The organism is Streptomyces sp. H27-C3 (genome assembly GCF_030063415.1).
GTDB lineage: Bacteria > Actinomycetota > Actinomycetes > Streptomycetales > Streptomycetaceae > Streptomyces.
Window position 1 is genome coordinate 1 of sequence record NZ_JASITA010000033.1, and the last position, 25,693, is coordinate 25,693.

Sequence of the window (25,693 nt, forward strand, 5' to 3'; positions counted from 1 at the left end):
TCGATTCCCCGGCCTTCCACCGCCGCCACAAGTCGGCCTTCATCTCGTCCGGCATCCCCGGCCGACCCAGTCTCGCCACGTATACCCTCCTCGACCAGCACTGTTGCTCTGACCGGTTGAATCTAAGTCCTGAGCAACTCGGGGTTACGGCAACATCCGAGCGCCGGGGGGCCCTGTTGTAATGCCAGGTGAGCTGAGAACGTGGGCCGGTCCCGATAACTCTGCATTTGGACCGAGGCCAACCGCATCTCGTCGCCGCGCCACCGGTCGAGACTGGCTTGTGCACCTGGCGGGTCCCGTGGTCGGACACCTGCCTGACTCCCCGGGGCGATCCCGGTGGCCGAGGTCGCCGGGAGGGACCGGCGAGGGCCGATGAGTTCCTCCGTGATCCGCAGTCATAGATCATGATTGGTGCACCGCAGCCACGAGCGTGGTCAGAGCGTGCACCGGCCGCACCTGCTGAGAACCAGACACGAGATACTGAGGAACCTTAGATGCGTACCCTGATCAGTACCGCTTTCATCTCCCTCGATGGCGTCGTGGAGGGCCCGGGCGGTGAGCCCGGTTACCGAAACTCTGGATGGACCTTCAAGGACGTCGAGTTTCTTCCCGAGGCATTCGACATCAAGGGCCGGGAGCAGAAGGAAGCCACCGCGATATTGATGGGCCGGACCAGCTACGAGGCGTTCAGCCCGGTGTGGCCCGACATGGAGGACTTCGCCGACTACAAAGTGATGCCGAAGTACGTCGTCTCCACCACCCTCACCAAGGATGACCTGGTGTCGAACTGGGGTGAGACCGCGATCCTGCGCTCGCTCGACGAGGTCGCCGCATTGAAGGAGACCGAGGGCGGCCCGATCATCGTCCACGGCAGCGCCTCCCTGAACCAGGCTCTTTCGGACGCCGGCCTGATCGACCGTTACCACCTGCTCGTCTTTCCGCTCCTGCTCGGCGCGGGCAAGCGGCTGTTCAGCGCCACGGACAAGGACACCCAGAAGCTGAAGCTGGTCGAGCACGAGGTCTATGCCAACGGTCTGCAGAAGAACGTCTTCGATGTCGTCCGCTGACAGCACAGTGTGCCCGTGCCCGACTCCGGCCGCGGTCGGGCACAGGGAGGCCGGTTCTGATCGAACAGGGTGCCTGACCGGGGGATCTTGGCTGGGAGGACGCATGAAGGCAGGGTCTCCGGTGCAGCACGAGGGTTGTTGAAGCCAGCTCGTGAGACCGGAGGCCTGCTGATGCTGTTCTACGTGGTTGCGCCCTCGGGGTTCAACTCGATCCGCCCGGTGTGTGATTGTCTCGCTCACCGGTGCGGGAACGCGGCCGACCGTCCGGGGCGGGTGCGGCGGTATCCCTCGGACATGACGGACGCGCAGTGGGCGGTGGTGCGTGACGCGCTGCCGGTGCCGGCGTGGATGGAGGGCCGGGGCGGACAGCCGGAGGGTTACTGTCACCGGCAGATGCTGGATGCGGTCTTCTACGTCACCGACAACGGCATCAAGTGGCGCTCGATGCCCGTCGACTTCCCTGCCTGGGACCGGGTGTACGCGTTCTTCCGCAGGTGGCGGCAGTCGGGTCTGGCCGGGGAACTCCATGACCGGTTGCGCGGCACGGTCCGCGAGGCCGAGGGGCGTGAGCGTGAGCCGACTGCGGCCATCATCGACTCGCAGTCGGTCAAGGCGGCCGCCTCGGTGCCCGCGGTCTCACGCGGCTATGACGGCGGAAAGAAGATCAACGGCGGGCGCCGGCACGTCATCACCGACAGCCTCGGCCTGGTGCTGATGGTGCTGGTGACCGCCGCGAATATCACCGACCGCCAGGCCGCCCGGGGCATGCTGCCCCGGCTGCGGACACGGTTCCCCTTCCCCTCCCTGATAAGGGGAATTCCGATCAAGGACCCAGGGGCATGCGCCGTGCAGCCCTGACCGCCGACGTCACAGCCCCGTTCTCGGAGGTCTCGGAGTGCACGAACCGCAGGCCCGGGCGAAGCCGTCATTTGTGATCGCCGCCAGCCTCCCGGACGGCATCATCGACAGCTCGCTCGACGTGCCGAGGTCTTACCCCTGCAGCCTCACGCACCGAGGGCCCGGAGGCGGCGTCCGCTCGGCGGCCGAGCTGGCGGCGCGACCGGGCGCAGCAGCGGCGTGCTGCCGAAGAATGGCTCCAGACGATTCGTGCCGCGGGTGAGCCCGACGAGCAGGTTCGGCACGAAGTGCACGCCTGCCCCGGCGGACGTCGGTGGACAGTTGGTGGGGGGTGCCGCTACGCCGCGGTGGTCCGAGCGATCTCGGCTGCCGTCGGCACGGGAACGACCTCGACGCTCACCCCGCGTCTGGTCAGCTCCCGTGCTGTCTGGTGGAGCGTGATTTGGGAGAAGGCGAAAAGCGAGTCGGGTGTGAAGGTGGCTCCGGACTTGTGCCGGACCGCGAGGACCAGTCGGCGGGGTGTGAAGTCCTCGGGCAGCCTGATCCTCCCGCCACTCTCCCGTGCGACCCGGCGGACGAACTGGCAGCGCGCCTCAGGTGAGTTGACGAGGAGCTCGACGGCGACCTGTGCCTGCCCGAGGAGGTGGCTGAAGGAGCCGGAGGAACCGGCTTGCTTGACCAGGACAAGGGTGCCGTCCGGAGTCAGCAGGTCGCAGATTTCGACCCGGTCGGTGCGCTTGAGGGGGTTGTTGATGAACTCGCCGTCGAGGAACAGCCATTCGGGCCGGGCCTTTGCGACCGCTCGGTTGTAGGCGCGTTCGTTCGCGACTTCGGGCCAGTGCGGCAGGCCGTACACGGCGGCATCGGTGAACAACCGCCGCAGGTCGTCGCGGACGGAGTCGATGTAGCCGGCGCCGAGCTCGTACCAGTCGCCGTCCAGAAGGCAGTACGTCCGTGAACCGAGGGAGATGTCGGCCTGGATCCAGTCCAGTGCGTGGGTGGTCGCCAGTGGTACGGAGGATCTGGGCGAAGGGTCGCGGTGGAGGGTCACCGTGCCGTCGCGCACGGCGGCGAGACGGCTGCCGGGTCGGCTGATGCGGGCCCGGGTGAGGACGTAGGCCAGGTCGAAGTCGTCGGACAGATAGGCCTCGGTGGTGCCGATACGGGTCCGGTAGGCGGTGGCCTCTGCGTACGTGTCGTGCAGGTCGAGGGGGACGGAGAAGGAGATCCGTCCGTCGGGGGGAGCGCCGAGATGACGGTCGAGGGAGGCGTCGAGCCCGGCGAGGGTGACGGCGTCGGTGACCGGGACGATGTGGTCGACGAATTCGAGGTCGGGGTGCGGGATGTCGTCCTGGCAGACCCGGGTGATCGTGCGCAGGTCTTCGACCAGATCTGCCGGTTCGATGCCGAGGGGAAGGCGCAGGCCGACACCCCCCTGGGCGCTGCAGGCCCGGCCGTTGGCGTGGCGGCTGCGGGTGAGCGGGATGTCGTCGAGATGGCCGCCGAGGTGGCGGACCACCCGTGCCTGGTCGCGGATGCCGAGCGCCGGGACCGAGGTGCCGGCGGGCACCAGCGAGATGTCGGTGCGGGCCATGCCGAGCGTCTTGGTGACGGCGCCGCTGATGTGTCGGGGGTCGATCATGCGGATCGCGAAGCGGAGGCCGAACCGCTTGTCCTTGAGGGCGTCGGGGACCAAGCGGTAGCCGTTGCCGCAGGTGACGGCGTACACCTGGTCGCCGACGGCGAGAAGCAGCAGCGCGCCGGTGCGGCGGACCGGTTCGGAGACCAGGATTCCGGTGGTGCGGGCATTGGGGGCGCACCAGGTGTCGGCTTCCTCCTGCTTCCCATAGGTGAGGTACACCGCGGGCACGCCGAGCACCTCCGGGTGGTGCAATTCGGCTCCCAGCCGGTCGAGCTGTTCGTGGTCAAGGGCGTCGAACATGGCCTCTGGGGTCGGGGAGACCGTGGAGAGCCGGTAGACGGTGCGGACTGCGGTGTGTGTGGACATGAAGTGCCTCCGTGTGTGCGGGTGTGGTGGAGCAAGGCCGACAGGAGCCTCATCCGTATACGGAGGACGATGACAGCAGTCTGTGTACGGTGTCAACGTAATGCAGGTGTTCCCATCTTAAAGGTGCTGCGTGTACGGTGGCCTCATGACGGACCATGCCGCACCCGCCACCGCCCCCCTCGTCACCGGGTCGGAGATCGCCAGAATCGCTGGAGTCACCCGTGCCGCCGTATCCAACTGGCGGCGTCGCTACGACGACTTCCCCGCACCCTCGGGTGGCGCTGCGAGCAGCCCGCTTTTCGCGCTGGCCGAAGTGCAGGCATGGCTGGAGAAGCAGCGGAAGGGACAGGACGTCTCGGCTGAGGTCCACGTGTGGCAGGAGCTGCGGGCCGCCTACGGAGAGGACATGGTCGCGGGTCTTGCGGATGTGGCCGAGCTACTCTCGGCGGGGCACGGGAGACGGCCCTCGAGCGGGCGGCGCCTGTCGAAAGACGCGGCAGCGCGTGTCCGTGCACTCGCAGAAGCTGAGCAGCCCGTTGACGTCGTGAACGCACTGACCGAACGTTTCGCCGACGCCGTCCGCCGCGCCGGTTCTGACCAGGTGACGTCGACCCGGCTGGCACGCGCCGTACGCCACTTCGCCCCGCCGTTGCCGTCCGGAGCGACGGTGTTCGACCCCGCCTGCGGCATCGGTCTGCTGCTCCTCTCCGTCGCCGGGCGGACCGGAGCGCTCTGCCGTGGACAGGAGGCCGATGCCGACTGCGCACGCCTCGCCAGGCTGCGTGCCGCCCTGTCCTCGCTGCCGGACGCCCGGATCGAAACGGGTGACTCGCTCCGCGATGACCGGTGGCCAGACCTCCGGGCCGAACTGGTCGTCTGCGATCCGCCGGTGGGCGTCACCGAGTGGGGACGAGAGGAACTCCTCCTCGACCCGCGCTGGGAACTCGGTACGCCGTCCAAGGCGGAGGGCGAACTCGCCTGGCTGCAGCACGCCTACGCACACACCGCGCCGGGTGGACACGCCATGATCGTGTTGCCCGCCTCCGTCGCCTACCGCAAGGCCGGGCGAAGGATCAGGGCCGAACTCGTCCGCAGGGGCATCCTCACCCAGGTCGTCGCGCTACCACCCGGCGTGGCCTCCTCACATGCCCTACCCGTCCACCTCTGGACCCTGCGCCGCCCCGAGTCGGGCGATACTCCTCCGGCGACGGTGCGCATGGTGGACCTCACCGGCAATGATCCCGACGGCGGCTTGGACCCGCGCCCCGAGCAGACCGTGGAAGTCCCCCTGATCAACCTTCTCGACGACACGGTCGACCTGACTCCGGGCAGCCACCTCCGGGCCGGGCACCGTGACTACCCCGGCGAGTTCACGGCCCTCCGCGACGACCTGGAGGAGCAGTTGCACCGGCTGACCACACTGCTGCCACAGCTCCGGCCCGGTGGCGGAGCGGGCTCGCTCGACGGCGCCACCGCCGGCGTCGCCGAACTCCTCCGGGCCGGCCTCGTGACCTATGAAGGCCCGGAACCGGTCTCCGCCAGCGACCAGCTCGACACCGATTACCTTCAGGGCTTCCTGCGCAGCCCGGCCAACACCCGCCGTGCCACCAGCGCTTCCGGCAGCTATCGGACGGAGACCAAGGGCGCCCGGATCCCGCAGCTGGCCATCGAGGAACAGCGCCGCTACGGTGCGGCCTTCCGCGACCTCACCGCATTCGAGGAGACGATGCGGGCCGTGTCCGAGCTCAGCCGACGGCTCGCCGACCTGGCCCGCGAGGGACTCTGCTCCGGCGCCCTGGCCCCGGAGGACTGAGAGCCCGTCACTGAGGACACACGGCGGGCGGCTCCGGGGGCGATACGCTCGCAGCCCCCGGAGCCGTCGGTTCAAGCGCCGACCGGCAGGAACTCGCTCGGCTCCCCGCTCCAGCTCACGCTCAGCGCCTCGCGCGCCCTGGTGCAGGCGACGAAGAGCAGGCAGCGCTCGAGCATCAGATCGGCCTCGTGCTGCGGCGCGTCCGCCTCCAGCGGGGTGATCTCCCGGGCGAAGGGCACCGTTCCAGTCATGACCCCGAGCACGGAGACCGCCCGGAACTCAAGACCCTTCATGGCGTGCATCGTCGCCAGCCGAACCCCCGGCGTCCCTGCGGCGACCTGCCCCTTCACCCGCACCACCGGGATCCCGGCGTCCTTGAGCCTTGCCTCCGCCGCGTCCAGCGTCAGGTTGAACCGGGCGCACACCCCGATCTCCTGCGGAGCGAGACCTTCGCCGAGCCACGCCCGCACCCGCTCCACGAGCGCGGCGCACTCCTCCTTCTGGCCGGCGTATCCGCCGGCCTCAGGACGGCGGCCGCGCAGCAGCGAGCGGTAGCCGGCCAGGGAGTCGATGCCGTCGCCCTCCAGCGCGTCCACGGTGACCGGGGCGAGCAGCCGCGCCGACCAGACCAGGATCTCCTCGGTGGAGCGGTAGTTGAGACGCAGCCGGAAGCTGCGGCCGGCCGTGGCGATGCCCAGCGAGCCGAGCGTCACCCGGGAGTCGTAGATCCGCTGGTGCGGGTCGCCGGCGAGGAACAGGTCGTCGGGGCCGGGGGCGACGGCAGCCCGGAGCACCCGCCACTGTGCGGGGTGCAGGTCCTGCGCCTCGTCCACCACGACATGGTTGTACGGGGCAGGACCGGCGGCGAGCAGGTCGGCCGCGCGGGCACAGATCCGCAGGTGTGTGGTGGCGCCGCGCTCCTGGAGCAGCTTCTCGAACCGCTCGACGCCGCTCCACACCAGCCCGCGCCGGGCCGCGCCGAGGCCGGTGCCGCATCCGCGCCGACTTGCCGCGAGATAGCCGTCCAGGTCGCGGATGTCCTGGCCGAGCACCACATGGCGGTACTCCTGCGCCAGGAAGCGGGCCTGGAACGGCAGGCCCAGCTGCTTGACCACCAGCTCCCACAGATGCCGCTGGTCGCGGTCGCCCACCGGCTTCGGCGTGCTGCCGGTGCGCTGTCGCACCACGCCGTTGGCGTAGGCGTCGACCGTGGCCACATCGACGCGGGTGAGGAGTTTCTCATCGTTGTCGAGGAGAAGCCCGAGCATGTCGCGCAGCCCGGCGGCGAGCGCGTTGGTGTAAGTGGTCAGCAGGATCCGGCTGTCCGGCTCGCGCCCGAGCAGGTGCTTCACGCGGTGCAGCGCGGCCACCGTCTTCCCCGTTCCCGGGCCGCCGGTGACCTGCACCGGTCCTCCGTACGAGATGCGGTGGGCGACCCGCCGCTGGGAGGGGTGCAAGAAGACCCGCCAGGCCGCGAACGGCTTCGCCAGGGCCTCCTCCAGCTCCTGCGGTCCTGTGACAAGCCGGATCCGGGCGGTGGTGTTGCTGATCACGGTGGCGAGATCCTCGACCGGCTCGGCCGGCGCGTCCACCGGGCGGCGCACCGCCACCACGTCCCGGTAGACCTCCTCCGGCGAAAAGCCCTCCGCGAGGTACTGCAGAACCTCCAGCTGGTCCTCGGGCAGCAGCGTCGCGAACGCCTCCAGCTGTGCCTTGTCCGCCAGCGAGCGCGCGGCGCGCAACACCTGGCCGTCGATGCCCAGTTCGCGCAGAGCCCCGTCGGAGACACCGGCGAACAGCAGCTTCGGCGCCTTGCGGGACGCCGTCTCGTACAGCGGCGTCAGTTCGTCGAGGGCGACCGCGTCGCGTACCTCCAGGCCGCGGGTGGCACTGTTCGTGCTGTACAGGCGCTTGGCCGCCCAGGTGTACGCGTCGTCGTGCGGCAGCACATGGACGAGGAGGAACAGATCGCTGCCGTCGTCGGGCGCGAGGACCACACCGCGCCAGAAGCCGGTGATCCGTATGGTGCGCATCCGCCGGTCGCGGGCGTTCTCCACGGATTCCAAGTGGAGCCCCTTGTCCGCGTTGAGTTCGGCCACGGTGAGCGCCTGGAACTTCGTCATGGCCTTGCGGACGCCGGCTCTGACCGGCTTCTCCAGGGTGTCGTATCCGTCCCAGAAGCTCTGGGCGAAGGCGAGTCGGGGCATGGGCCGATGGCCCCCTTTCCGTTGGTCGTTCGGTGTCAGGCGGCGGGCCCGGCCAGCCGGGCGGCGAGGTCTCGGAACGTCCGCAGCAGCGCCGCGGGCTCGCGGGAGAGGTCGAGACTGTGCTGGAGCAGCCGCAGCCCGCCGGTTCCGCGCACCTCGGTCGTCCGCTCGGGGATTCGGCCCGCCGCGTACACCAGGTGCGCCTCGCGCAGGCCGAGCACGGTGGCGTAGGCGAGCGCCTGGTACAGGTCGGCGTTCGGATAGCCGTCCGCCTTCTCGGTCTTGTACTTGGCGTCAACGACGGCGACGGGTGTACGGGCGCCCGCGCCGTACACCACCAGATCGGGCTTCATCAGGACCTGGCGGCCGGAGTCCAGGTGGTGCTTGTCCTGCAGCCGCGCAGTCAGGCCGTGTTCCCGGAGGGCCTCGCGCAGGGCGACCGTCACGAAGTCCTCGAAGAGCTTGTTCATGTCGAGCAGGAAGCCGTCCAGGGCCAGTGCGCCGGTCCTGTGCTCCGGTGAGGTTCCGTGCAGTACGGCCTCGGCGAGGCGCAGGGCGGGCTGGTAGTGGGAGTTCAGCCGGGACGGCTGCCAGCGCGGCAGTTCCTGGCCTCGCACCAGGGGGCCCACGTCCGCAAGCCTGGTTCGCTGGTGGGCGAGGCGTCGCCGCACCGTCCCCGGCACGCAAGGCAGTCGAAGCAGCCGCTCCACCGCGGCGCGCAGGATGCGGTTCGCCGCGGTGTCGGCGGTGTACGCGTCGTAGACGATCTCGACCGGCGGGGTGCGGCCGAAGTGCCGCCGGATCTGCTCGGCCTCCCGGATCCGGCCCCGCACCACCGGCGCGGACTCCGTCACCTCGCGGTAGCCCTGAAGCACGCCCTGCCGCAGTGCGCCGTCGAGCTGCCGCTCCACCGCGTACGCGAGGGCGGGCACCACGTCGTCGTACGCACCGGTGTTGACCGTGCCCTCCCGGCTGTCGCGCCAGGCACCGCCCGGGTTGAGGCTGAAGCCGAGCAGGAAGAACAGCCGCCGCACCGGCGTCTTGGGCGCGATCCGCAGCACCGTCCCACCAGGCAGCCGCACCGCACCGACCCGGCTGCCCGCCCGCAGTCGCCAGTGCCCGGGCCGTTCCGGGTCCGGCGCTACGCTCTCAAGCATCCGGGACGCGGCGAGCGCCCGTCCGGCCGCCGCGTCGAGCGGTACGGAGACGGTGTCCCCGTACTCCCGCAGCGTGATCTCGCCGGCCGCTTCGGCACTCATGCCTGCCGGGTCCGCTCGCGCAGCGCGGCCAGGCCGTAGCGGGCGGCGATGTCGGTTCCCTCGCCGTAGTGGTGTTCCTCGAGCAGCGGCAGGATCTTGGTCCGCCAGGTGCGGTCGAGGCCGCCCTCGCGGTACACGCCGGGTTTCATCAGGTAGGAGGGGCCGATGGCGAAGTCCGCGTCACCGATCGCTGCGTTGAGGGCGTCGAGCAGGAGGGCCGGCTCCGGGTCCTTGCCCTCGCGTTCCAGCCAGCGGGTGAGCAGACCGGCGGTGGGTTCCACGCGCGGGGAGAGTTCCACGAACGCGAAGCGGCGCCGCATCGCCGCGTCCACCAGTGCGATCGACCGGTCGGCGGTGTTCATGGTGCCGATCACGTACAGGTTCGGCGGCAGCCCGAAGTCGTCCCCCGAGTAGGTCAGGCGCACCGAGCGCTTGCGGTACTCCAGGAGGAAGTACAGCTCGCCGAAGACCTTCGCCAGATTGGCCCGGTTGATCTCGTCGATGATCAGGAAGTGCGGTACGTGCCGGTTGCCCTCGCGGGCGGCGGTGTCGGCGAGCTCCCGCAGGGGGCCTGCCGTCAGCCGGAACGCGACCTCACGTGTCTCGGGGTCCTCGACCGGCCGGAAGCCCTCGAAGAAGTCCTCGTACGCGTACGACGGATGGAACTGGACGATCTTGACCTGCTCCGGGCCGCCGCCGAAGTACTCGGCCAACTGCAGTGCCAGATACGTCTTCCCGGTGCCGGGTGGCCCGTAGAACACCATCTGCCGCTCGTCGAGGAGGAGTTCACGCAGCTCGTCCAGCCAGGCTCGGTCGTGGACGAGCAGCTTCCCGGCGAACTCATCGGTGACTGCGGGGAGCGAGAGGACACGCTGCTCGGACGAGTCCAGGACCTGCTCGGCCTCGTCCGACGCGGTCTCCGCGCCGCCGGTGAGCGCGGGGAGCTGTTCCAGGACGGAGGTCAGGTCGACCACGTCGTGCTGGGCGGAGAGCTTCTGCTGCACCTCCTCAGGCAGTTCCTCGTACGGACGGCCGGTCTCCTGCCAGGTCACCGTCCGCCGCAGGTTGGAGAGCCCGCCGGGTGAGCCCGACTGCACCGGATCGCCGGTGATCCGCCCGAGGTGGAGCAGCCCGTCGTTGAGGGTGGCGACGGTGTCCCCGATCCGCATCTGGGTGAAGAAGGCGTGGAGTTCGTCAACAAGTCCGCGCTTCTGGTGGTACGTCGCCGACCCCTCGTAGCCCTCCTCGACGAAGCGGCGCAGCACGCTCTTGGTCGGGTCCGGCTCGTCCACCTGCGGCAGGTGTGTCCCGTCGAGCGAGACGACGCCCTCCTTCAGCCAGAGCTGCCGGACCAGGTTGTGTCCTGAGACGTTGTTCCCGCGCACCAGCCAGGCCTTCTGCGGGGCCCGCCAGCTCTGCGGCAGGAAGTCGCCGAGGCGGTGCCCGTCGCCGGTGCTGCGCCAGGTGCCGGGTCCGGTGGCGGCGTAGCCGAGGACCAGCGTGGCGGCGGCGGACGGCGAGTTGCACTCGATGTCCCGGGACACGGTCCAGGTGCCGGAACGGTGTCCGTCGGCCAGCGTCCCGTTCCCCCGCAGCTCGGCACGGAACCGGCGCGCGAAGTCGCTCAGCCCCGGCCAGTCCTCCGCCGACACCGCCGACCCGGCGGTCACCAGGAACTTGTGCGATCCGTTGTCGCCGAGCGCGGAGAGCAGGAAGCCGCGGGCCTCCCCGGCGTCCTGGGGCAGGGCGATACGGAAGTCCGGGAAGCCGGGGAGACGATCGGGGAGTCGCGGCATGGGGACCTTCCGGGCGCGGGCGGATCGGCTGCATGAAGTGCGTCCAGCCTACGTGTTGACGGTGTCAATCGGTGTGTGCTGTGTGCAGAGCGCTCACTGCACCCTGTCCGTTGCGCCCTCGGCCCGGCCCCGGCCGGTTACCGGCGCTCGGGGAACACCTGGGCACTTCCCCGGAGCTCCTGCGCCGCCGGGTCGGGCGCCTCCGAGCGGGTGTTGAGGTTTTCCAGCGCCTTGTGCAGGGTGTCCTGGGCGGCGTAGTCCCTGCGTGCCGCCGCGGCACACAGTTCGTCCCAGGTGGTAAGGACAGAGCGTCGTACGGAATCCCGGAAGCGGCCGATCTCGGCGTTGTGAGCCGTGACCATGGAACGCCAGACGGCGGCGTCGATCTTCCGCCAGAGGCCACGGGCGGTCCCCGTCGCGGCCTGCATCGCGGGCAGGTCCATCCGCTCGCGTGCCGAGTCCAGGGCGCGCCGGGCGTCGCCCAGCTCTCCGGCCAACTGGTCGAGCCCCAGCTCCCGGCCCCGCTGGGCGCCGATGGACGCGCTGGCTGTCCAGCTGCGGGCGTTGCGGCAGGCCTCCAGCGTTGTGCGGGCGCCGTCGAGGAATCCGTCGAGGGACCGGCCGAGAGGTTCGCCGCGCACGATCGCCGAGAGCTGCTCGGTCAGTTCGGCGAAGGTGTCGCTCTCCGCCGCCGTGAGCTCGCTGCCGAAGTACTCGCGATGGGTACGGACCTCGCGGAGCAGATGCGCGGCATCGCGGCCGATCCCGCCGGCGACGGCGTTGCGCCGCAGCCGCGCTCCGACCTCCTCGCCGTCGCCGACGCGGTACTTGAGGTGCACGGTGCGGTTCTCGTCGATCTGCACGCGGAGTATGAGCCGCTCCGCGCTGCCGGAGCCCGCGCCGAGGTGGTGCGTGTGTTCTCCGCAGAACTCATTGCGGGAATGGGCCTTGTCGTGCGGCCCTTCCACGATCTGGAAGGTCAGCGCGGTGGCGTCATCCGACCGAACCCGGAGATTCTCGATGTTCTGCCATGCGGTCGGGTACTTCGTCCCGGCGGGGAAGAGGACCGCGACGGTGCCGTCGTTGAGTGCCAGGCCCAGGTTCTGGGCCGTGACCTGCTCCGGCTGGTCGGTGTGGAACAGCGCGTCGCAGGCCGAACACGCCGTCAGACCGGTGGCGTTCACCATCTGGCACTGGGGGCACTTCAGGCCGCCCGCGTCCAGGGGGCGGTCGCAGTCCTGGCACGCGGTGGCCGAGGTGGAGTTCTCCCGGCAGCCGCAGTGCGGGCATTCACCGCGGGCCGCGACTGGGGCGGCTGCCCGCAGGCCGGAGAGATCGGCGGCGCAGACCGGGCAGTTCGAGGTCCCCTCGGCCGCGGGCACATGGCAGCCGGGGCAGTCGACTGTCGCTGTGCCGAGCAGCGAGGCGCCGCAGTCTGGGCAGGCGTTCTCGGTGAGCGGGATTCCGGTGGTCAGGCACGGCTCGGAGGGGCAGGGGAGAACGCGAACCAGCCCGGTCTCGACGGCGGCGCCCAGCGCGACGGCAGCCATGGGGTCGATCTGGTGGCTCACCCTCACCTTGTCCTTGTCGAACAGTTCGGTGAGCAGGCGGCGGACGAGCGGGATGCGGGTCGAGCCGCCGACGAGGAGGACCTTGTCGATGTCCTCGGGTGTCCTGGACGCGTCGCGCAGCACGGTGCGGGTGATGTCCAGGGTGCGGGCGATGCCGGCGTGGATCAGCTGCTCGAAGTCGGCACGGGTGACCTTCCCCGTCCAGGAGCCGCCGTTCTTGCCCAGCGGCCCAAGGACGATCTCCGACGCGGGGACAGAGGACAGTTCGATCTTGGTGCGTTCGGCCGCGGCGCGGATCCGCCCGGCGTCGTTGCTCCCGGAATGGTCGCGGTCGCCGAGCCGCGTCGTGAGCATCTCGTGGAGCGCGTGGTCGAAGTCGGCGCCGCCGAGCGCTTTGTCCCCGCTGAGGCCGTAGACCTCGAAGTAGCCGGGCCCGGTGATCAGCAGGGATACGTCGAAGGTGCCGCCGCCGAGGTCGTAGACGAGTACCGAGCACATGTCGTCGTCATCCTGGACGGGACGCCCCACACCGAACGCGTGGGCCGCCGCGGTCGGCTCGGGCAGGATCCGTGTGACGGTGAATCCCGCCAGCTCCCCGGCCTCCCTCACCGCCGCGTACTGCGGTTCCGTGAAGTACGCCGGGACGGTGATCACAGCACGCCGGAATGCCTCCCCGGCCGTGTTCTCGGCGTCCGTGCGCAGCCGGCGCAGCAGGATCGCCGAGATCTGCACGGGCGTCAGGTAGTGCACGCCGAGCCGGATCTCGACCCCGCCGTCCGCGGACTCCCGCACCAGCCGTTCGCCATCGGGCCGTTCGCGGATGATCCGCTGTACGTCCACGTCGGCGTAGTTGCGTCCGATCAACCGCTTCACCTCGGTAATCACGGAACCGGGCAGCCGGTCGCGCGAGCCGAGCGCCTCGCTGCCCACCAGGAGCGACCCGTCGGCGGCGACACCGACGGCGGACGGGGTGGCCTGCTCCTTGTGGCGGTTGGACAGGACGACCGGGACGCCGCCGTCCAACCAGGCGGTGACGGAGTTGGTGGTTCCGAGATCGATTCCGAGCGTGCGGTACGGCATGGCGTGGCCTCCGGACAGGGGACGGACAGGTGGGCGTGTGCCGCGCGTTCAGCGGCGGCGCTTGGAGGGCTTGCTGGGCAGCGGTAGCGGCTGTCGGCGCCGGGCGCGGCTGATGCGGCGCGGTTGGTTCCGGCGTTCCCGCGCGGTCTCGCCGTCCGGCTGCCCGGCGGGCGCGTCAGGCTCGGCGGCGGGCCCCGGCCCGGGCACGGCGAGTACGACGTCGGCACGGCGCAGGCAGTCGGTCCCGAGGCGGAAGCCGGTGACGGTCTCCCGCAGGACGGTGCCCTCGGGGGCGGTCGGGTGCGGTTCGACGGTCAGTACCTGCGCCTCCACCGGGTCGGCGGTCTTCCCCACGAGGTCCATGGGCCGGACCTGGCAGCGGGCGAGCTCGGCCCGGAGCATCTGGTGGGCGGCGTCCGTCTGTTCGTGCACGGCGGCCGCGAGCACCCCCGTACGGCCTGCTCCTGACCGCCCGAGCTGTTCGGCCCGGAGAGCCGTGTCGGCGAGGAGGTCGTCGAGCGGGAGCAGTGCGGCGAGGAGGCCGGTCAGCCGGGCTTCGGCGTCGTCGCGTTTGCGCGCGAGGGCTTCGACGCGGAGGCGCAGCTTCTTCAGCTCTGGGGTGTCGTCGGTGCCGGGCGGGGGCGTGGTCACGTCGGTGGGGGGCCTTTCGGTGCGGCGGTCGGCGGGAGCGGAGGAGTCAGCAGTTCGCTGACGAGGACGTCGTCCGTGGTGCGGGCCGCGTCCCTGGCGGCCTCCAGCGCGAGGACGCGAGCGCGGCTCGTGTCCTGGTCGCGGCGGGCCCGCGAGATCGCCACGGCCGCCGATTTCGCGAGGTCCGCCGGGCGGGTGCCCAGGCGGGCACCCGGGAGGAGCTCGAACACGGTGGGGCCGAAGAAGGGCATCGGTGTGCGGGACTGCGTGGTCACAGAATCTCCTGGATGTACGCCTGGCCGTCCTGGTCCGGCTGCGGTACGGGACGGTCGAAGAGCCCGGGGAACAGTTCGGAGTCGATCGGAAGGGCGATCTGCCGTCCGGTCTCCAACCGCAGTGCGGACGCTGTGCGTTCGTCGCGTGCGGCCCCTGAGAGGTCGCCGTTCTCACGGCGGTCGAGGGCGCGCCGCTGGTACGCGAGAGCGACGAGCTGGTCGTACTCCGTGCAGCGCCCCGGGGCGATCAGCAGCCCGGCCTGCAGTGCGATGAGGTCGGAGGGATGGCCGGTGTCGACCAGTTTTGCAGCGAACGGCAAAACGGTCTCCAGCGCCTGCTGCTCGCACTCGGCCCCGGTGAGCCGTGCGAAGGACGCGGCGGCGGCGAGCCGTAGGGGCACCTGCTCGGCGAAGTCACCTGATAGTTCTTCGAGGTACCGGACGGCCGTCTCGCGCAGGATGCGGGCGATGTCGTCGTCGCCGCGGGTTCTCCCCTCCTCCGAGGACGGATCAACCTCCTCCCGCTGCCGCAGGGCACGGCGGGCCTCGCCCTTCTTCCCGGCGAGTGCCTTCTCCACGATCCGTTCCGTCATCCGGTGCCGGTACCACTCGTGCACCTCGCCCAGCTTCCCGCCCGATACCCCCGCACGGAGTCGGCGGTGCAGAAGTTCCCCGACCCGCTGCAGGCCGGGCTGCCTGCCCGGTCTGTTCCCCGAGATGACGGCGGCGACCTCGGCGAGCTCCAGCGTGTCCAGCGCCGCCTGCGCCACCGGATCGCCGGGGCGTACGGCGAGCGCCCGCCGGAAGCGCGCACGGCCCTCGTGCTGGTCCTTCCGCTGCAGCGCCTGCGTGCCGCGCCGGACCAGAGTGGCCGCCAGCTCTTCGGCGAGGGTGGCCTCGTCCGGGGCGAGCACGAGCGCGGACTCCAGCCAGAGGGTGCGCTCGACGAGGGTGGCCCGCTGGTAGCCGTTGCCGTTCTGGCCCGCTTTCAGGGCGACCTTGCGGACGGTCTCCTGGTCACTCCGGTCGAGTGCGAAGCCGAGGCGGGCCGCCTCGGTGAAGTCGTCGAGGGCGTCCTGCCACTCGTGCTTCTCGAACTGCTCGTGAGCCCTGACGGCCAGGGCCAGCCCGAGGTGCCGCGTACGGCCCGCGTGCGTGTCGGACTCCGCGTGCCAGGTGGCGGGTTGGCCGTAACGGTGGGTGTACGCGTCGAGCAGGGTGCGGTGTTCGCCGCACTCCGCCAGTTGCCTGGCAGCCATGTCCACGGTGACGGGTGAGCCGCCATCGGGGCGCCCGCCGAACAGCCGGCCGAGGCACGGGGGAGTGGTGTCGGGCGTGAGCGGTTGCCAGGTGTCGACGGTGCACCGGCAGCCGGGGCTGTCCTCCCCGGGCGCGAAGCCGTCGCACATCGCGAAGCACTCCTCCATCCGCAGATACGCGCGTTCGCCCCGGACGAATTCGCCGCTGTTCTCGTACCCCTCGACGTCCCAGACGGTCTCCCAGGCGTCGAGGACGTCCAATCCTTCGCGTTCGTCGATCGAGCGCAGCGCTGTACGGATTCGGTGCGCCAGCGCGTCGCACGCGGCCAACCAGTCCCGGACGCTGACCGGATCACCGCGCCGGGCGGTCACCAGGTCCTCGAAGCCGAGCGGGTCCTCTTCGTCGAGGAGCAGGCGCCACACGGCGATGGCGAACACCGCGTGCCTCGGATCGACCGAGTCGCCCTCCGCGAGCGCCCGCAGCGCGCCGACCGCCAGCGCGTGCACGAGGGCGGTGCGCCGGATCCCGGACAGGTCGGGGACGGCGTCGAGGACCTCACCGATCGCCCCTTGGCAGGCCGCCTGCCACACCAGCCGCCACAGCACGTGCGCCGGGCAGCAGAGGCACACCATCTCGCCGGACGCGGCGTCCGGGGCGTCGAGCACGGTGCGGACGTCGCAGTCACAGCCGATGTCGCAGGGCTGGTCCTCACCGCTCGCGGGCAGTACGCCGCCGAACACCGCGAGCCAGCGGTGGACCGCCTCCGGCCAGTTGCCCGCGCGTTCCGCGAGCAGGGCGCGCAGCGCCTCGAAGGAGGCGCGATCGCTGCCGGAGAGGCTGTCCCGTGCTGCGGCCAGCCGGTGCAGCAGATTGATCGTGTACGCGAATCTGCCCGCGCCGTAGGCGTGTTCGGCCTGTTGGAGCATGCGTAAGGCATCGGTGCCGTTCAAGCGTTCCCCCATGTGCACGTGGCGCGCAGTTGACCTTATGGGGCGCCTGTTGGCTCGGTCAACGGACCGTCAGATACCGGACAGGGTGGCCAGTTCCGCCCGTACTGTCTTGCCGCCCGGTGGGCGTTCCACGGTCTCCCAGTGGTCGGCGAGCAGGGCGACGAGGGTCAGGCCCCGGCCGCCGGTGGAGAGGTCGCGCTCCTCGCCGGCGGGGTGGGGGAGAAGGTCGCCGCGTGCGTCGGAGACCTCGATGTGGAGTCGGCCGGGGCGCGTCAACGGGGTGTAGGTGAGAGCGAGTTCGAAGTCGCGGCCGGGGACGTGGCCGTGCAGGACGGCGTTGGCAGCGAGTTCGGCGACGACGAGTTCGGCACGGTCCGTGACGTCCGGCGAGAGGCCCCAGGTGTGGAGTTCGGTGACGGCGAGGAGCCGGGCGAGGCGTGCGCCGCGGCGGGTGGATGACAGCTTCTGACGGAACGCCAGGGTGGGGGAGGGGGGTTGGGATGCGGTGTGGTCCATGGGGTCAGCGTGGCCGTCGCGGGCGCGGGATGGCGAGGGGTGCGGTCCGTACGCGGGGTCAGCGTACGGGCACGCAGGGTGGACAGTACGGGGCGTACGCCGTCACTCTGGGTGCGTGTGATCGTAGGGAACAGCAGGGCAGGAAGGGGCGGCGGATGACCATCGTCGGAGAAGGGGTCGGGGAGCTTCCCGAGGGGGAAGGGGAACGGGAACCGCATCCGTCGGACAGCCTGCGGACATTCGGGGCGGTCGTGCAGGCGCTGCGCGAGCATGCGGGGATCAGCCGGGTGCAGTTCGGTGAGCTGGTGCGGTTCTCGAAGCACACCGTGGAGTCCGTGGAGTTGGGGCGCCGGATGCCGGACGATTCGTTCGTGGAGCGCGCGGAGGAGGCTACGGGCAACACGGGGGCGCTGCGAAAGTCGGCACGGCATCTGTCGCGGGGCGAGACGGGGCTGGCGGCTTGGTTCAGGGAGTGGGCGCGGCTGGAGCGGACGGCGGTGAGTCTGTGTACGTACGAGTGCAGGCTGGTGCCGGGGTTGTTGCAGTCGGAGGCGTATGCGCGGGCGGTGTTCGAGGGCACGATTCCGGTGGTGACGGACGAGCGGCTTGAGGCGCTGTCGGCGGCGCGGGCGGAACGGCAGCGGATGCTGGTGGAGCGGCCGACGACGCTGTTCAGTTTCATTGTCGAGGAGCATGTGTTCCGGCGGCGGTTCGGGGACGTCGAGGCCATGCGCGGGATGCTCGATCACGTGCTGGAGCTGACATCTCGGCGGAACGTGACGTTGCAGGTGGTGCCCTTGGACTCGGCGCTGCATGCGTGCCTGGACGGCCCGGTGCGACTGCTGGAGACGCCGGAGCGGCGGCGGGTCGGATACGCCGAAGGGCAGCAGAGTGGCCGTCTCATCTCGGACGCGAATGAGGTGAGTCTTCTCCACCAGCGCTATGACACACTGCGCTCGCAGGCCCTCAACCCTCAGGAAACCAGGGCCCTTCTGGAGAGACTGCGAGGAGAGCGATGACGAGCGGTACGGCGGAACTGTTCTGGTTCAAGTCCAGCTACAGCGGTAGTCAGGGCGACGACTGCGTGGAGATCGCAATCGCTGAACAGGCCGTCCACGTAAGGGATTCGAAAGACGTGGTGCGTCCGGCCTTCGCGGTTGGCCGTGAAGGATGGGGACGGTTTGTGCGGTTCGCGTCGGAGCGCTGATACGCCGAGGGGCGCCGCCGCTGAGCAGCGGGCGGCGCCCCTCGCGCTGTCCGGACGTCAGCTGTCCTGGCGGGCCGGGTGGCGCGGGCCCTGTCCCGGGGGCGGGGTGAGCGTGGACCGGTACGTGCCGGAGTCGCTCTCGTCGAGCGGGGTCTCCAGGGTGAGGCCAGCGGCGGCCATGCGGTCGTACTCGGCGAGGATCAGGTCCTTGGTGCGATAGGTGCCGTGGGCCTTGATGTCGTTGCCGCGCGTGACGTTGAAGGTGTCGAGGATGTAGGCGGTGTCGTCCCGGTTGATGTCGTAGAGGTGGAAGAAGAGGGCGTCGAGTTCGGCGCGGATCACGGCGCGGCGGTCGGGGTCCCAGTGGAAGGGGGCGCCGGTGTCGGCAAGGTCGCGGGCGAAGGGGGCCATATCGTGAGAGGTATAGGTGAGTTCGAGGAGGCGCAATGTCAGTGAAGAATGATGGGCCGCGAGAGATTCGGGCGTGGGTACGGGAAGTTGCCGGACAATGAAGTAGCTCATTGATGTCCCGCCGATGGATTGCCGTGCGGTGTAGTCCAGAACGGAAGACGACCAGACGGAGGACAGAAGCGCACCATTCGGTGAAATCGCTAGTAGATACTTATGGCCGAATCCATAACTTGGGGCGGCGGAACCAATCATGGTTCGTTCATCGCTCGCCCGGCAAACGTCACGCCACCCCATCACCCACCCCCTGTTCCACCCCTTCGCCGCAAATCGACTCTTGACGCCCGGCACTATAATCTCCTGCCCGCTCTTGTCAAACTCCCCAGTGGGGACGTCATGTTCAGGAACCCAATAGCGGGGGAGTGGCGTGGCGTCCGGGTTCTGGTGCTGTTCCTCTGTGAACCGTGGGAGTGTGCGCTCGTTTAGCTGTTTCTCGGTCGCGTCCTCGTACGTCGAGAAGCGGTGGTCATAGTGGTGGAGCATCTTTGCCTCGTAGAGGGGGAGGAGGCGGTCGTCGTTTCGGACCAGGACGTTTTGATCGAGTTGCCAGCCTGCCTTGATCAGGTCATCGAAGGTCTCACCATTCTGGGCATTTGGACGGAACAGATGTGAGTCAGCTGACATGTGGAACGTGGTCATGAAGGTGACGTCCCACGGGTTGCCGTCCGGTTCGCTTTCGTTGATGAGAACGGGGAAACGGCGGTAGATCCCAAGGTTGATATCGACATCGCGGCGAGATGAAAAGACCGGGCAGGTTCCCGTGTTGGGGTTGATTCGGAGAATGTCACTGGAGGACAGTGTGTAGGCGCGGTCGGCGATCTGGGAGACCTGTCGGACCTTGAAGACCATGGGGATCGGAAGTTCTGGATTTCCTTGGCCGTACATGGTGAGCAGGCAGAATCGCACGTAGTCCTTGACTGCGGCGAATAGCTTGTCCTCGTTCCCGAACTCGAACAGGCTGGCCAGGTCGCCGCGCTGCACCAGGTCCTTGAAGAAGAACTGTGTCGTCGCATCCGTCGCGATCCCCGTCGGAACGATCACGCCCGTCCGACCCCGCGGCCCTGTCAGCGTCCGGTCCGTCTCCGTGAACACCGCGTACGTATTGATGTCGCCGCGCCCTGTCAGCGGAAAGCGCTCGCTGGCCCGTAGGAAGTGGCTCTCGCCCTCGGCTCGTCGCTTGGCGCCTTCGAACTCCTCGTACAGGATCGCACCGTCGCGGTCTGCCCGGAGTTCGCTGATGAGCCGCTTCCGTGCCGCCGCGTTCTTCGCCCCCGCGATCTCGGGGTTTCGCTGAGCGAAGAACTCCTGCTCCTGGAGCTTGACCCGCTCCCACGGCGGGTTCCCCACCACCGCATCAAATCCCCCCGCCCATCCAGTCCCCGCCTGGACCCCCGCCCCGCTCTCCGGAACCGCGAACACCTCCGGGAACTCCAGGTGCCAGTGGAAGAACCGGTACTGGTCCCGCAGCCGCAGAATCTCCGCGTGCGTGGCATCCGGAACCGCCGACTGGTCCCGCCCCCGCAGTGCCCGGAACACCTGGTCCGTAGGTGCCTCCGGTGCCCCCGACCCCTTCGGCCAGACGAACGCCGCACACCACGCGTCCGCCGCATGCAGATCCTGCACGAACGCCGACGACCCCACGTACTCGCGGTACGCCCGCTCCTGCGCGTGCACGTCTTCCAGCGACTCCGCACGCGCCGAGACGATCCGCCGCAGCGCGTCCGCGTACACGTCGTTCCCGGGCAGCGGCTCCGTGTCGAACAGCAACTCGTCCTGGCCGCCGCGCTGCGTCTTGTTCCGCTTGACCAGGCCGGACGCGTACTTCTTGTCGTCGCCCTCGATCGGCTTGAACGCGTCGTCCGGCACCCCGTCCGCAAGCAGCTTCGGCGTCGAGCCGATCAGCCCGTTGCCGTGCTTCACATGCGCGTCCAGGAACCCCAGCGCCTTCCCCGGCTCCATCGCCTCCAGCCACAGCGACACCTTCGCCAGCTCCACCGCCATCGGGTTGAGGTCGACCCCGTAGACGCACCGCGCCACGACCTCCCGGAGCGCGTGCCGCACCGCGTCCACCGTCGGCTCCGGGTTGCGCTCGCGCACCGCCGCGACACGCTTGGCGATCCGCCGAGCTGAGGCGACCAGGAAGTGCCCGGAACCGCACGCCGGGTCGCACACCGTGAGCCCGAGCAGCTCGTCGACGATGTCGTCCGCCGGGTCGGGCCGTCCGCCCGCCGAGGCCCGCTGCTCGCCCCGCTTCAACGCATCGTCGATCACCGGGTCGAGCGTCGTGTCGAGCAGGCACTCGATCAGCGACGACGGCGTGTAGTAACTGCCCGTCGTCTTGCGGCTGTTGCCCGCCACCTCGACCAGCTCGAACGACCGGTCGGTCGCCGAGTGCTTCGGCTCCAGCTCAAGGAGCGACTCGTAGACCGAGCCGAGCTCCTCCGCGTCCAGGTGTCGGTAGTCGACGGCCCGCCACCGCCGCGCCCCCGGGTCGCGGACCTGCGCCAGACGCTGAACCGCCGTGAGCAGCGCCTCGTTGGACAGCTTCAGCCCGTCGAGCGGCGCGTCCGCCTCGGTACGCGAGAACAGCCCGCCGAGGCCGGGCAGACCCAGCTCGGGCCGACCGCCCTCGGTGCCGAGGGCGTCGAGGACGAGGCGCAGCGCCTCGTACTGGTCACCGTGCGCGGTGCCCTGCCGCCGCCGGGCCCGTCGGCGGAGCCGGTCCGAGGAGAAGTACCGGACGTAGGTGTCCCGGGCGCGCTCGTCCGCCGCCGGGTCCAGGAGTGCGTCGCGGTCCTCGGCGACGAAGACGAAGAGCAGGCGGTACACGAGCCTGAGCAGCGCCGCCTGCAGCGCCTTCGGGTCGGTGTCCTCACGCAGCGCCGCGTTCTCCGGATGGCGCAGGAAACCCGTACCGAGCACGGTCAGCGCCTGCTGGACACCGAGCCTCAGCTGGTCCAGGGCACGCGCACCGGAGGTGACCGCCTCGGTCCGCCACTTCTCCAGCCAGCACCCAGCTGCCGCCGTGCCCTCTGCCACCTCGAACCGTGACGCGTGCAGGACGCAGTACAACAGCACGAACTCGCTGAACAGCTCACCGTCGAAGATCGCCTCCAGGTCGAACTCGACGTACGCGGCCGTCGCGAACGACGACGAGTCGCGAAGGAGCCGCAGCGTCCGCCCGTTGGTGAGGACCGCCCACAGATGGGCCTCGGTGCGGTTGAGGCAGTCCTGCACCAGGGACTGCGGCGGCACCTGCCCGGCCGAGGGCCGCTTGTCCGGCTCCTGGTTCCAGGGGATCAGGTGGACCAGCGCGGGCCCGTGCCGGTGCGAGACACGGAACCGGGTCTCGGGGTTCGCGTCGGCGGCGATCCCGGCCGGGCCGACCTCGGTGAGCGCGCCGAAGTCGAGCTTGCGGAACAGTTGGGAGAGCCAGTCGGACGAGGCCCGGCCAGTGGGGTCGGCGGCCGGTGCGCCGGTCACCGGATCGGCCGGAAGGGCAGTGCGCAGTTCGCGCCAGAGCGGCTTGAGGTACTCCCAGGCGCGCTCGGCCTCGTCGCGGACGGCGACCGAACCCGGCAGTCCGTAATCGGCGGACTTCGTGCCCGGCAGGTTCCGCGCCTCTGCGATGCGAAGCAGCATGTCGGCGGGGAGCAGCCCGCCGACGGTGGTGACGGCGGTGAAGACCGGTGCGGTGCGGGTGGCGGCGGACATCAGGCTTCGGCTCCGGTCACGGTAGAGGCGGAAGAAGGGTAGACGGCAGCGGCGGGCTGCTCCGGCAGATACACGTACACACCGAGCACATCGGCAGGCTCCTGCGGGACGACCTTCAGGCCACGGACGATCTCGTCGCCCGCCTTCCGTACCCGCCGGTGCGAGGCGGCGAGCTCGGCGGCGAGCTCGACCCCGTACTCGGTGATGTGGCCGGTCAGACCCGGCAGTCCGTCCAGGGTGCGGGTGATCTGGTTGTGGGCCAGCTGCTCGTGCGTGTTCGTGGCGGCCCGCGCTCCGAGGAGCGCCGCCGCCGCGTCGTCGTCGAGCCAGCGGGCCCGTGCAGGGAGGCCCTCGAAGGCGAGCAGCCGGGCGTCCTCGGCGACGACCTGCCGCTCCCCGGTGCGCGAGGGCAGCGTCAGGTGGAAGCGGTAGCGCACCAGGAGCAGCGTCGTGCGGATGGTGACCGCGTCCGTGGTGACGACGCCGCAGCGGCGGGCCGGACGCGGCCCCGGTGTGTTCGCGTCGAGCGCCGAGTCGAGGACGTACGAGGCGAGCGCGCCGACCGCCGGATCCGTGCGGACCAGGGCCGCTTCCCCGCGCCCGATCGCCGGACTGGTGCGGAACGGGATCTCCCGGTCCTCCTCCACGATCCGCCCGCCGAGCACCGCCGCGAGCCCGTCCCGCACCCCGGCAGGGGTCCCGCTGACCTGCGCGGCGAAGTCGCCGGAGCCGTCGCGCGGGTCGCGGACCTGGGCGTCCAGGTCGCGCAGCGCCTCCAGGACGAAACCGCGGACCTCATCCGAGCCGCCGAGCGCGGCTCGTACGGCGGCGACCTCGCGAGCCACCTCCTCCGGGTGGACGGCGCGCTGCGCGTACTTCGAACGGGACGTCTTCTCGCGCTCGGCGGCCGAGTTCCACTCCCGCTCGATGCGGTCGAAGGACTCCTGGTGTCCGTCGAGTTCGAAGAGTCCCTCCTGGGTGCCCTGCCTGCCGTGCAGGAGCAGCCACTCGACCACCGCGTCGGTGACACCGGAAGCCGTCTCGTCCGGCACCGAGACCGAGATGCCGAGGTCCTTCTTGATCTGCCGGTGCTTGGCGAACAGCACCTCCAGGACCTTGCCGTCGATGCCGTTGTCCTCACCGAACATGGTGATCACCCGGACCTGGTCGCGCTTCTGCCCGTACCGGTCGACGCGGCCCTCCCGCTGGTCGTGCCGGGTCGGGTTCCACGCCAGGTCGTAGTGGACCACCGCGTTGAAGGCATGTTGCAGGTTGACGCCCTCGGAGAGGCAGTCGGTGGCGATCAGGACACGGCGGACGGCAGGGTCGTCCGCGTCCTCTGCGGCGAGCTGCTCGATGCGCTCCAGGCGCTGTTGCGGGGAGAGTGTGCCGGTGACGGACGCGATGCGTGTCTTCGCCCCCAGCTTCTTCTCCAGCTGCGTCGCCAGGTATTCGGCGGTGGGGATGTAGCGGCAGAAGACGATCGGGCTGTAGCCGTCCGCGATCAGCGACTTCAGGTGACCGGTCAGGGCCTTCAGCTTGGCGTCGGACGCCGGACCGTACAACTCGGCGGCGCGCACGGCGAGTTCGCGCAGTCGCGGGTCGCCCTGCTCGCTCTCCGCCGCGCCCGGTGCGACGTCCATGCCCTCCATGCGGTCGCTGTCGGAGGAGTCACGGGTCAGCGGGGCTCCGAGGGCGTCCGCCTCACCGGCACTGCGCGCGGCGGCGGACTCGGAGCGGGTCTCCAGGGTGCGGGCGGCGGCGGCCGGCGAGGACACCATGGAGCGGAGCAGCGCGATCACCGACCACCAGGCGATTCGCGCCTCCCGCTTGCCCTGAAGCCCGGCAGTCTCCACCCGGTCCCTGGCGTAGGCGATGGCGTCGTCGAGGAGCGCCCGGTAGGCGGGGGTCAGCTTGTACGGCTCGTCCTTGGTCCACCGGTCGGAGGGGAACGCGGTCCGCTCGGCGAGGGAGTCGTCGGCGAGACCGTCCTCCTTGGTCAAGTACTCGCGGACATCGGCGCGCTTGCGGGCGACGAAGTGCTCGGCGAGGCGGGCCCGGCCCGCCGGGCTGTCGAGGTCGACGGTGGCGAGGTCCGGGCGGACCAGGCCGAGCAGGTTGCGGAACGCGGACTCCTTGCCGGAGTGCGGGGTGGCGGTGAGCAGCAGCAGATGCCGGTTCTCGTCGGCGGCGACGCGCCGCAGCAGCTCGAAGCGGAGCTGGCTGGTGGTTGACGAGGTGGCCGGGCCCGTCGCGTCGTCGGCCGCGACACAGGTGTGCGCCTCGTCGACGACCACCAGGTCGGGACAGTGCCGTACGAAGTCCTCGCGGTGGCGCGTCGACTTGATGAAGTCCGTCGAGATGATCGTGAACGGATGCTGGTCGAACAGCGACTGGCCCAGCTCCAGGCCGCGCTCCAGACGCGACACGGTGGAGGCGAGCACCAGCTCGGCGTCGATGCCGAACTTCTCCCGCAGCTCGCCCTGCCACTGCTCGGCGAGCGAGGGCGAACAGAGCACCGCGAGACGGGTCGCCTCGCCCTGCGCGAGCAGCTCCTTGACGATCAGACCGGCCTCGATGGTCTTGCCGATCCCGACGTCGTCCGAGATGAGCAGCCGCACCGTGCGCTGCCGCAGCGCCATGAGCAGCGGCACCAGCTGGTACGCGCGCGGCTCCACGGCGATCGACGCCAGCGCGCGGAACGGCCCGGCCCCGGAGCGGAAACCGATCCGCAGCGCCGTCCGCAGCAGGCCCGCCGCCCGCTGATCACCGAGGTCGGACGGGCTCGGCGGCGCGAACTGCGCCGACTGCACCTGCTCGAAGGCGGGGAAGACGGCCGCGATGTCGTCCTCGCCGCCACCCAGCGGGCGCAGCACCAGCATGCCGGAGGCGCTCTCGGGGAGCACCACCCATTCGCGGCCGCGGGCGGTCACCAGCGAACCGGCCGTGTATGTGGGGCTCATGGGTCTCTCGGTTCCTTCGGGATCGGCGGG

The 25,693-nt window shown here is 70.2% G+C and carries 16 protein-coding genes; 5 read left to right on the plus strand and 11 right to left on the minus strand.

What is annotated here, in order from left to right; translation table 11 throughout:
* The first annotated feature begins 494 nt into the window (after positions 1 to 494).
* Positions 495 to 1,067, plus strand: a complete 573-nt coding sequence (locus QMK30_RS27830) for a dihydrofolate reductase family protein (protein WP_283521085.1) — start codon at positions 495 to 497, stop codon at positions 1,065 to 1,067.
* Between the two features lie 294 nt (positions 1,068 to 1,361).
* A complete protein-coding gene (locus tag QMK30_RS27835) occupies positions 1,362 to 1,925 on the plus strand; it encodes an IS5 family transposase (protein ID WP_283521086.1) in 564 nt (187 codons plus the stop codon).
* A 337-nt stretch (positions 1,926 to 2,262) separates the two neighbouring features.
* On the opposite strand, the gene QMK30_RS27840 is transcribed toward QMK30_RS27835, so the two are convergent.
* Positions 2,263 to 3,933 carry a TIGR04141 family sporadically distributed protein gene (locus tag QMK30_RS27840; protein WP_283521087.1) on the minus strand — a complete coding sequence of 557 codons (1,671 nt, stop codon included), beginning with the start codon at positions 3,931 to 3,933 and terminating at the stop codon, positions 2,263 to 2,265.
* A 145-nt stretch (positions 3,934 to 4,078) separates the two neighbouring features.
* Here QMK30_RS27840 and QMK30_RS27845 point away from each other — a divergent pair, with 145 nt between their 5' ends.
* Positions 4,079 to 5,746, plus strand: a complete 1,668-nt coding sequence (locus tag QMK30_RS27845) for an N-6 DNA methylase (RefSeq protein ID WP_283521088.1) — start codon at positions 4,079 to 4,081, stop codon at positions 5,744 to 5,746.
* A gap of 71 nt (positions 5,747 to 5,817) precedes the next feature.
* On the opposite strand, the gene QMK30_RS27850 is transcribed toward QMK30_RS27845, so the two are convergent.
* From QMK30_RS27850 to QMK30_RS27885, 8 genes are all read right to left on the minus strand, one after another.
* The gene (locus tag QMK30_RS27850; protein ID WP_283521089.1) at positions 5,818 to 7,953 is read right to left on the minus strand and encodes a UvrD-helicase domain-containing protein; all 2,136 of its coding nucleotides are present in this window, start codon (positions 7,951 to 7,953) and stop codon (positions 5,818 to 5,820) included.
* A gap of 35 nt (positions 7,954 to 7,988) precedes the next feature.
* A complete protein-coding gene (locus QMK30_RS27855) occupies positions 7,989 to 9,212 on the minus strand; it encodes an McrC family protein (RefSeq protein WP_283521090.1) in 1,224 nt (407 codons plus the stop codon).
* On the minus strand, positions 9,209 to 11,008 hold the full coding sequence (locus QMK30_RS27860; protein ID WP_283521091.1) for a DUF4357 domain-containing protein: 1,800 nt from the start codon (positions 11,006 to 11,008) through the stop codon (positions 9,209 to 9,211). The genes QMK30_RS27855 and QMK30_RS27860 overlap by 4 nt, the downstream gene beginning before the upstream one ends.
* A gap of 137 nt (positions 11,009 to 11,145) precedes the next feature.
* Entirely contained in the window at positions 11,146 to 13,659 is a 2,514-nt protein-coding gene (locus QMK30_RS27865; RefSeq protein ID WP_283521092.1) for an Hsp70 family protein, read from the minus strand.
* A gap of 48 nt (positions 13,660 to 13,707) precedes the next feature.
* On the minus strand, positions 13,708 to 14,310 hold the full coding sequence (grpE, locus tag QMK30_RS27870; protein ID WP_283521093.1) for a nucleotide exchange factor GrpE: 603 nt from the start codon (positions 14,308 to 14,310) through the stop codon (positions 13,708 to 13,710).
* On the minus strand, positions 14,307 to 14,585 hold the full coding sequence (locus QMK30_RS27875; protein WP_283521094.1) for a hypothetical protein: 279 nt from the start codon (positions 14,583 to 14,585) through the stop codon (positions 14,307 to 14,309). The genes grpE and QMK30_RS27875 overlap by 4 nt, the downstream gene beginning before the upstream one ends.
* Positions 14,582 to 16,795, minus strand: coding sequence for a hypothetical protein (locus QMK30_RS27880; protein ID WP_283521095.1), 2,214 nt, complete (start codon positions 16,793 to 16,795; stop codon positions 14,582 to 14,584). Before QMK30_RS27880 ends, QMK30_RS27875 begins: the two co-directional genes overlap by 4 nt.
* 69 nt (positions 16,796 to 16,864) lie before the next feature.
* Positions 16,865 to 17,311, minus strand: coding sequence for an ATP-binding protein (locus QMK30_RS27885; protein WP_283521096.1), 447 nt, complete (start codon positions 17,309 to 17,311; stop codon positions 16,865 to 16,867).
* A 155-nt stretch (positions 17,312 to 17,466) separates the two neighbouring features.
* Here QMK30_RS27885 and QMK30_RS27890 point away from each other — a divergent pair, with 155 nt between their 5' ends.
* Positions 17,467 to 18,330, plus strand: coding sequence for a helix-turn-helix domain-containing protein (locus tag QMK30_RS27890; RefSeq protein WP_283521097.1), 864 nt, complete (start codon positions 17,467 to 17,469; stop codon positions 18,328 to 18,330).
* Positions 18,327 to 18,518: a DUF397 domain-containing protein gene (locus QMK30_RS27895; RefSeq protein ID WP_283521098.1), complete on the plus strand. Its 192-nt coding sequence runs from the start codon at positions 18,327 to 18,329 to the stop codon at positions 18,516 to 18,518. Before QMK30_RS27890 ends, QMK30_RS27895 begins: the two co-directional genes overlap by 4 nt.
* Before the next feature lie 57 nt (positions 18,519 to 18,575).
* Here the strand turns inward: QMK30_RS27895 and QMK30_RS27900 are convergent, their stop codons facing one another.
* On the minus strand, positions 18,576 to 22,700 hold the full coding sequence (locus QMK30_RS27900; RefSeq protein ID WP_283521099.1) for an Eco57I restriction-modification methylase domain-containing protein: 4,125 nt from the start codon (positions 22,698 to 22,700) through the stop codon (positions 18,576 to 18,578).
* Complete coding sequence (locus tag QMK30_RS27905; RefSeq protein WP_283521100.1) at positions 22,700 to 25,663, minus strand: DEAD/DEAH box helicase; 2,964 nt, start codon at positions 25,661 to 25,663, stop codon at positions 22,700 to 22,702. Before QMK30_RS27905 ends, QMK30_RS27900 begins: the two co-directional genes overlap by 1 nt.
* Between the last annotated feature and the right edge of the window lie 30 nt (positions 25,664 to 25,693).

Bases quoted from the DNA above. Each gene is read 5' to 3' on its own strand.
- QMK30_RS27830 (WP_283521085.1), top strand. From the start codon at position 495: ATGCGTACCCTGATCAGTACCGCTTTCATCTCCCTCGATGGCGTCGTG.
- QMK30_RS27835 (WP_283521086.1), top strand. From the start codon at position 1,362: ATGACGGACGCGCAGTGGGCGGTGGTGCGTGACGCGCTGCCGGTGCCG.
- QMK30_RS27840 (WP_283521087.1), bottom strand. From the start codon at position 3,933: ATGTCCACACACACCGCAGTCCGCACCGTCTACCGGCTCTCCACGGTC.
- QMK30_RS27845 (WP_283521088.1), top strand. From the start codon at position 4,079: ATGACGGACCATGCCGCACCCGCCACCGCCCCCCTCGTCACCGGGTCG.
- QMK30_RS27850 (WP_283521089.1), bottom strand. From the start codon at position 7,953: ATGCCCCGACTCGCCTTCGCCCAGAGCTTCTGGGACGGATACGACACC.
- QMK30_RS27855 (WP_283521090.1), bottom strand. From the start codon at position 9,212: ATGAGTGCCGAAGCGGCCGGCGAGATCACGCTGCGGGAGTACGGGGAC.
- QMK30_RS27860 (WP_283521091.1), bottom strand. From the start codon at position 11,008: ATGCCGCGACTCCCCGATCGTCTCCCCGGCTTCCCGGACTTCCGTATC.
- QMK30_RS27865 (WP_283521092.1), bottom strand. From the start codon at position 13,659: ATGCCGTACCGCACGCTCGGAATCGATCTCGGAACCACCAACTCCGTC.
- QMK30_RS27885 (WP_283521096.1), bottom strand. From the start codon at position 17,311: ATGGACCACACCGCATCCCAACCCCCCTCCCCCACCCTGGCGTTCCGT.
- QMK30_RS27890 (WP_283521097.1), top strand. From the start codon at position 17,467: ATGACCATCGTCGGAGAAGGGGTCGGGGAGCTTCCCGAGGGGGAAGGG.
- QMK30_RS27895 (WP_283521098.1), top strand. From the start codon at position 18,327: ATGACGAGCGGTACGGCGGAACTGTTCTGGTTCAAGTCCAGCTACAGC.
- QMK30_RS27900 (WP_283521099.1), bottom strand. From the start codon at position 22,700: ATGTCCGCCGCCACCCGCACCGCACCGGTCTTCACCGCCGTCACCACC.
- QMK30_RS27905 (WP_283521100.1), bottom strand. From the start codon at position 25,663: ATGAGCCCCACATACACGGCCGGTTCGCTGGTGACCGCCCGCGGCCGC.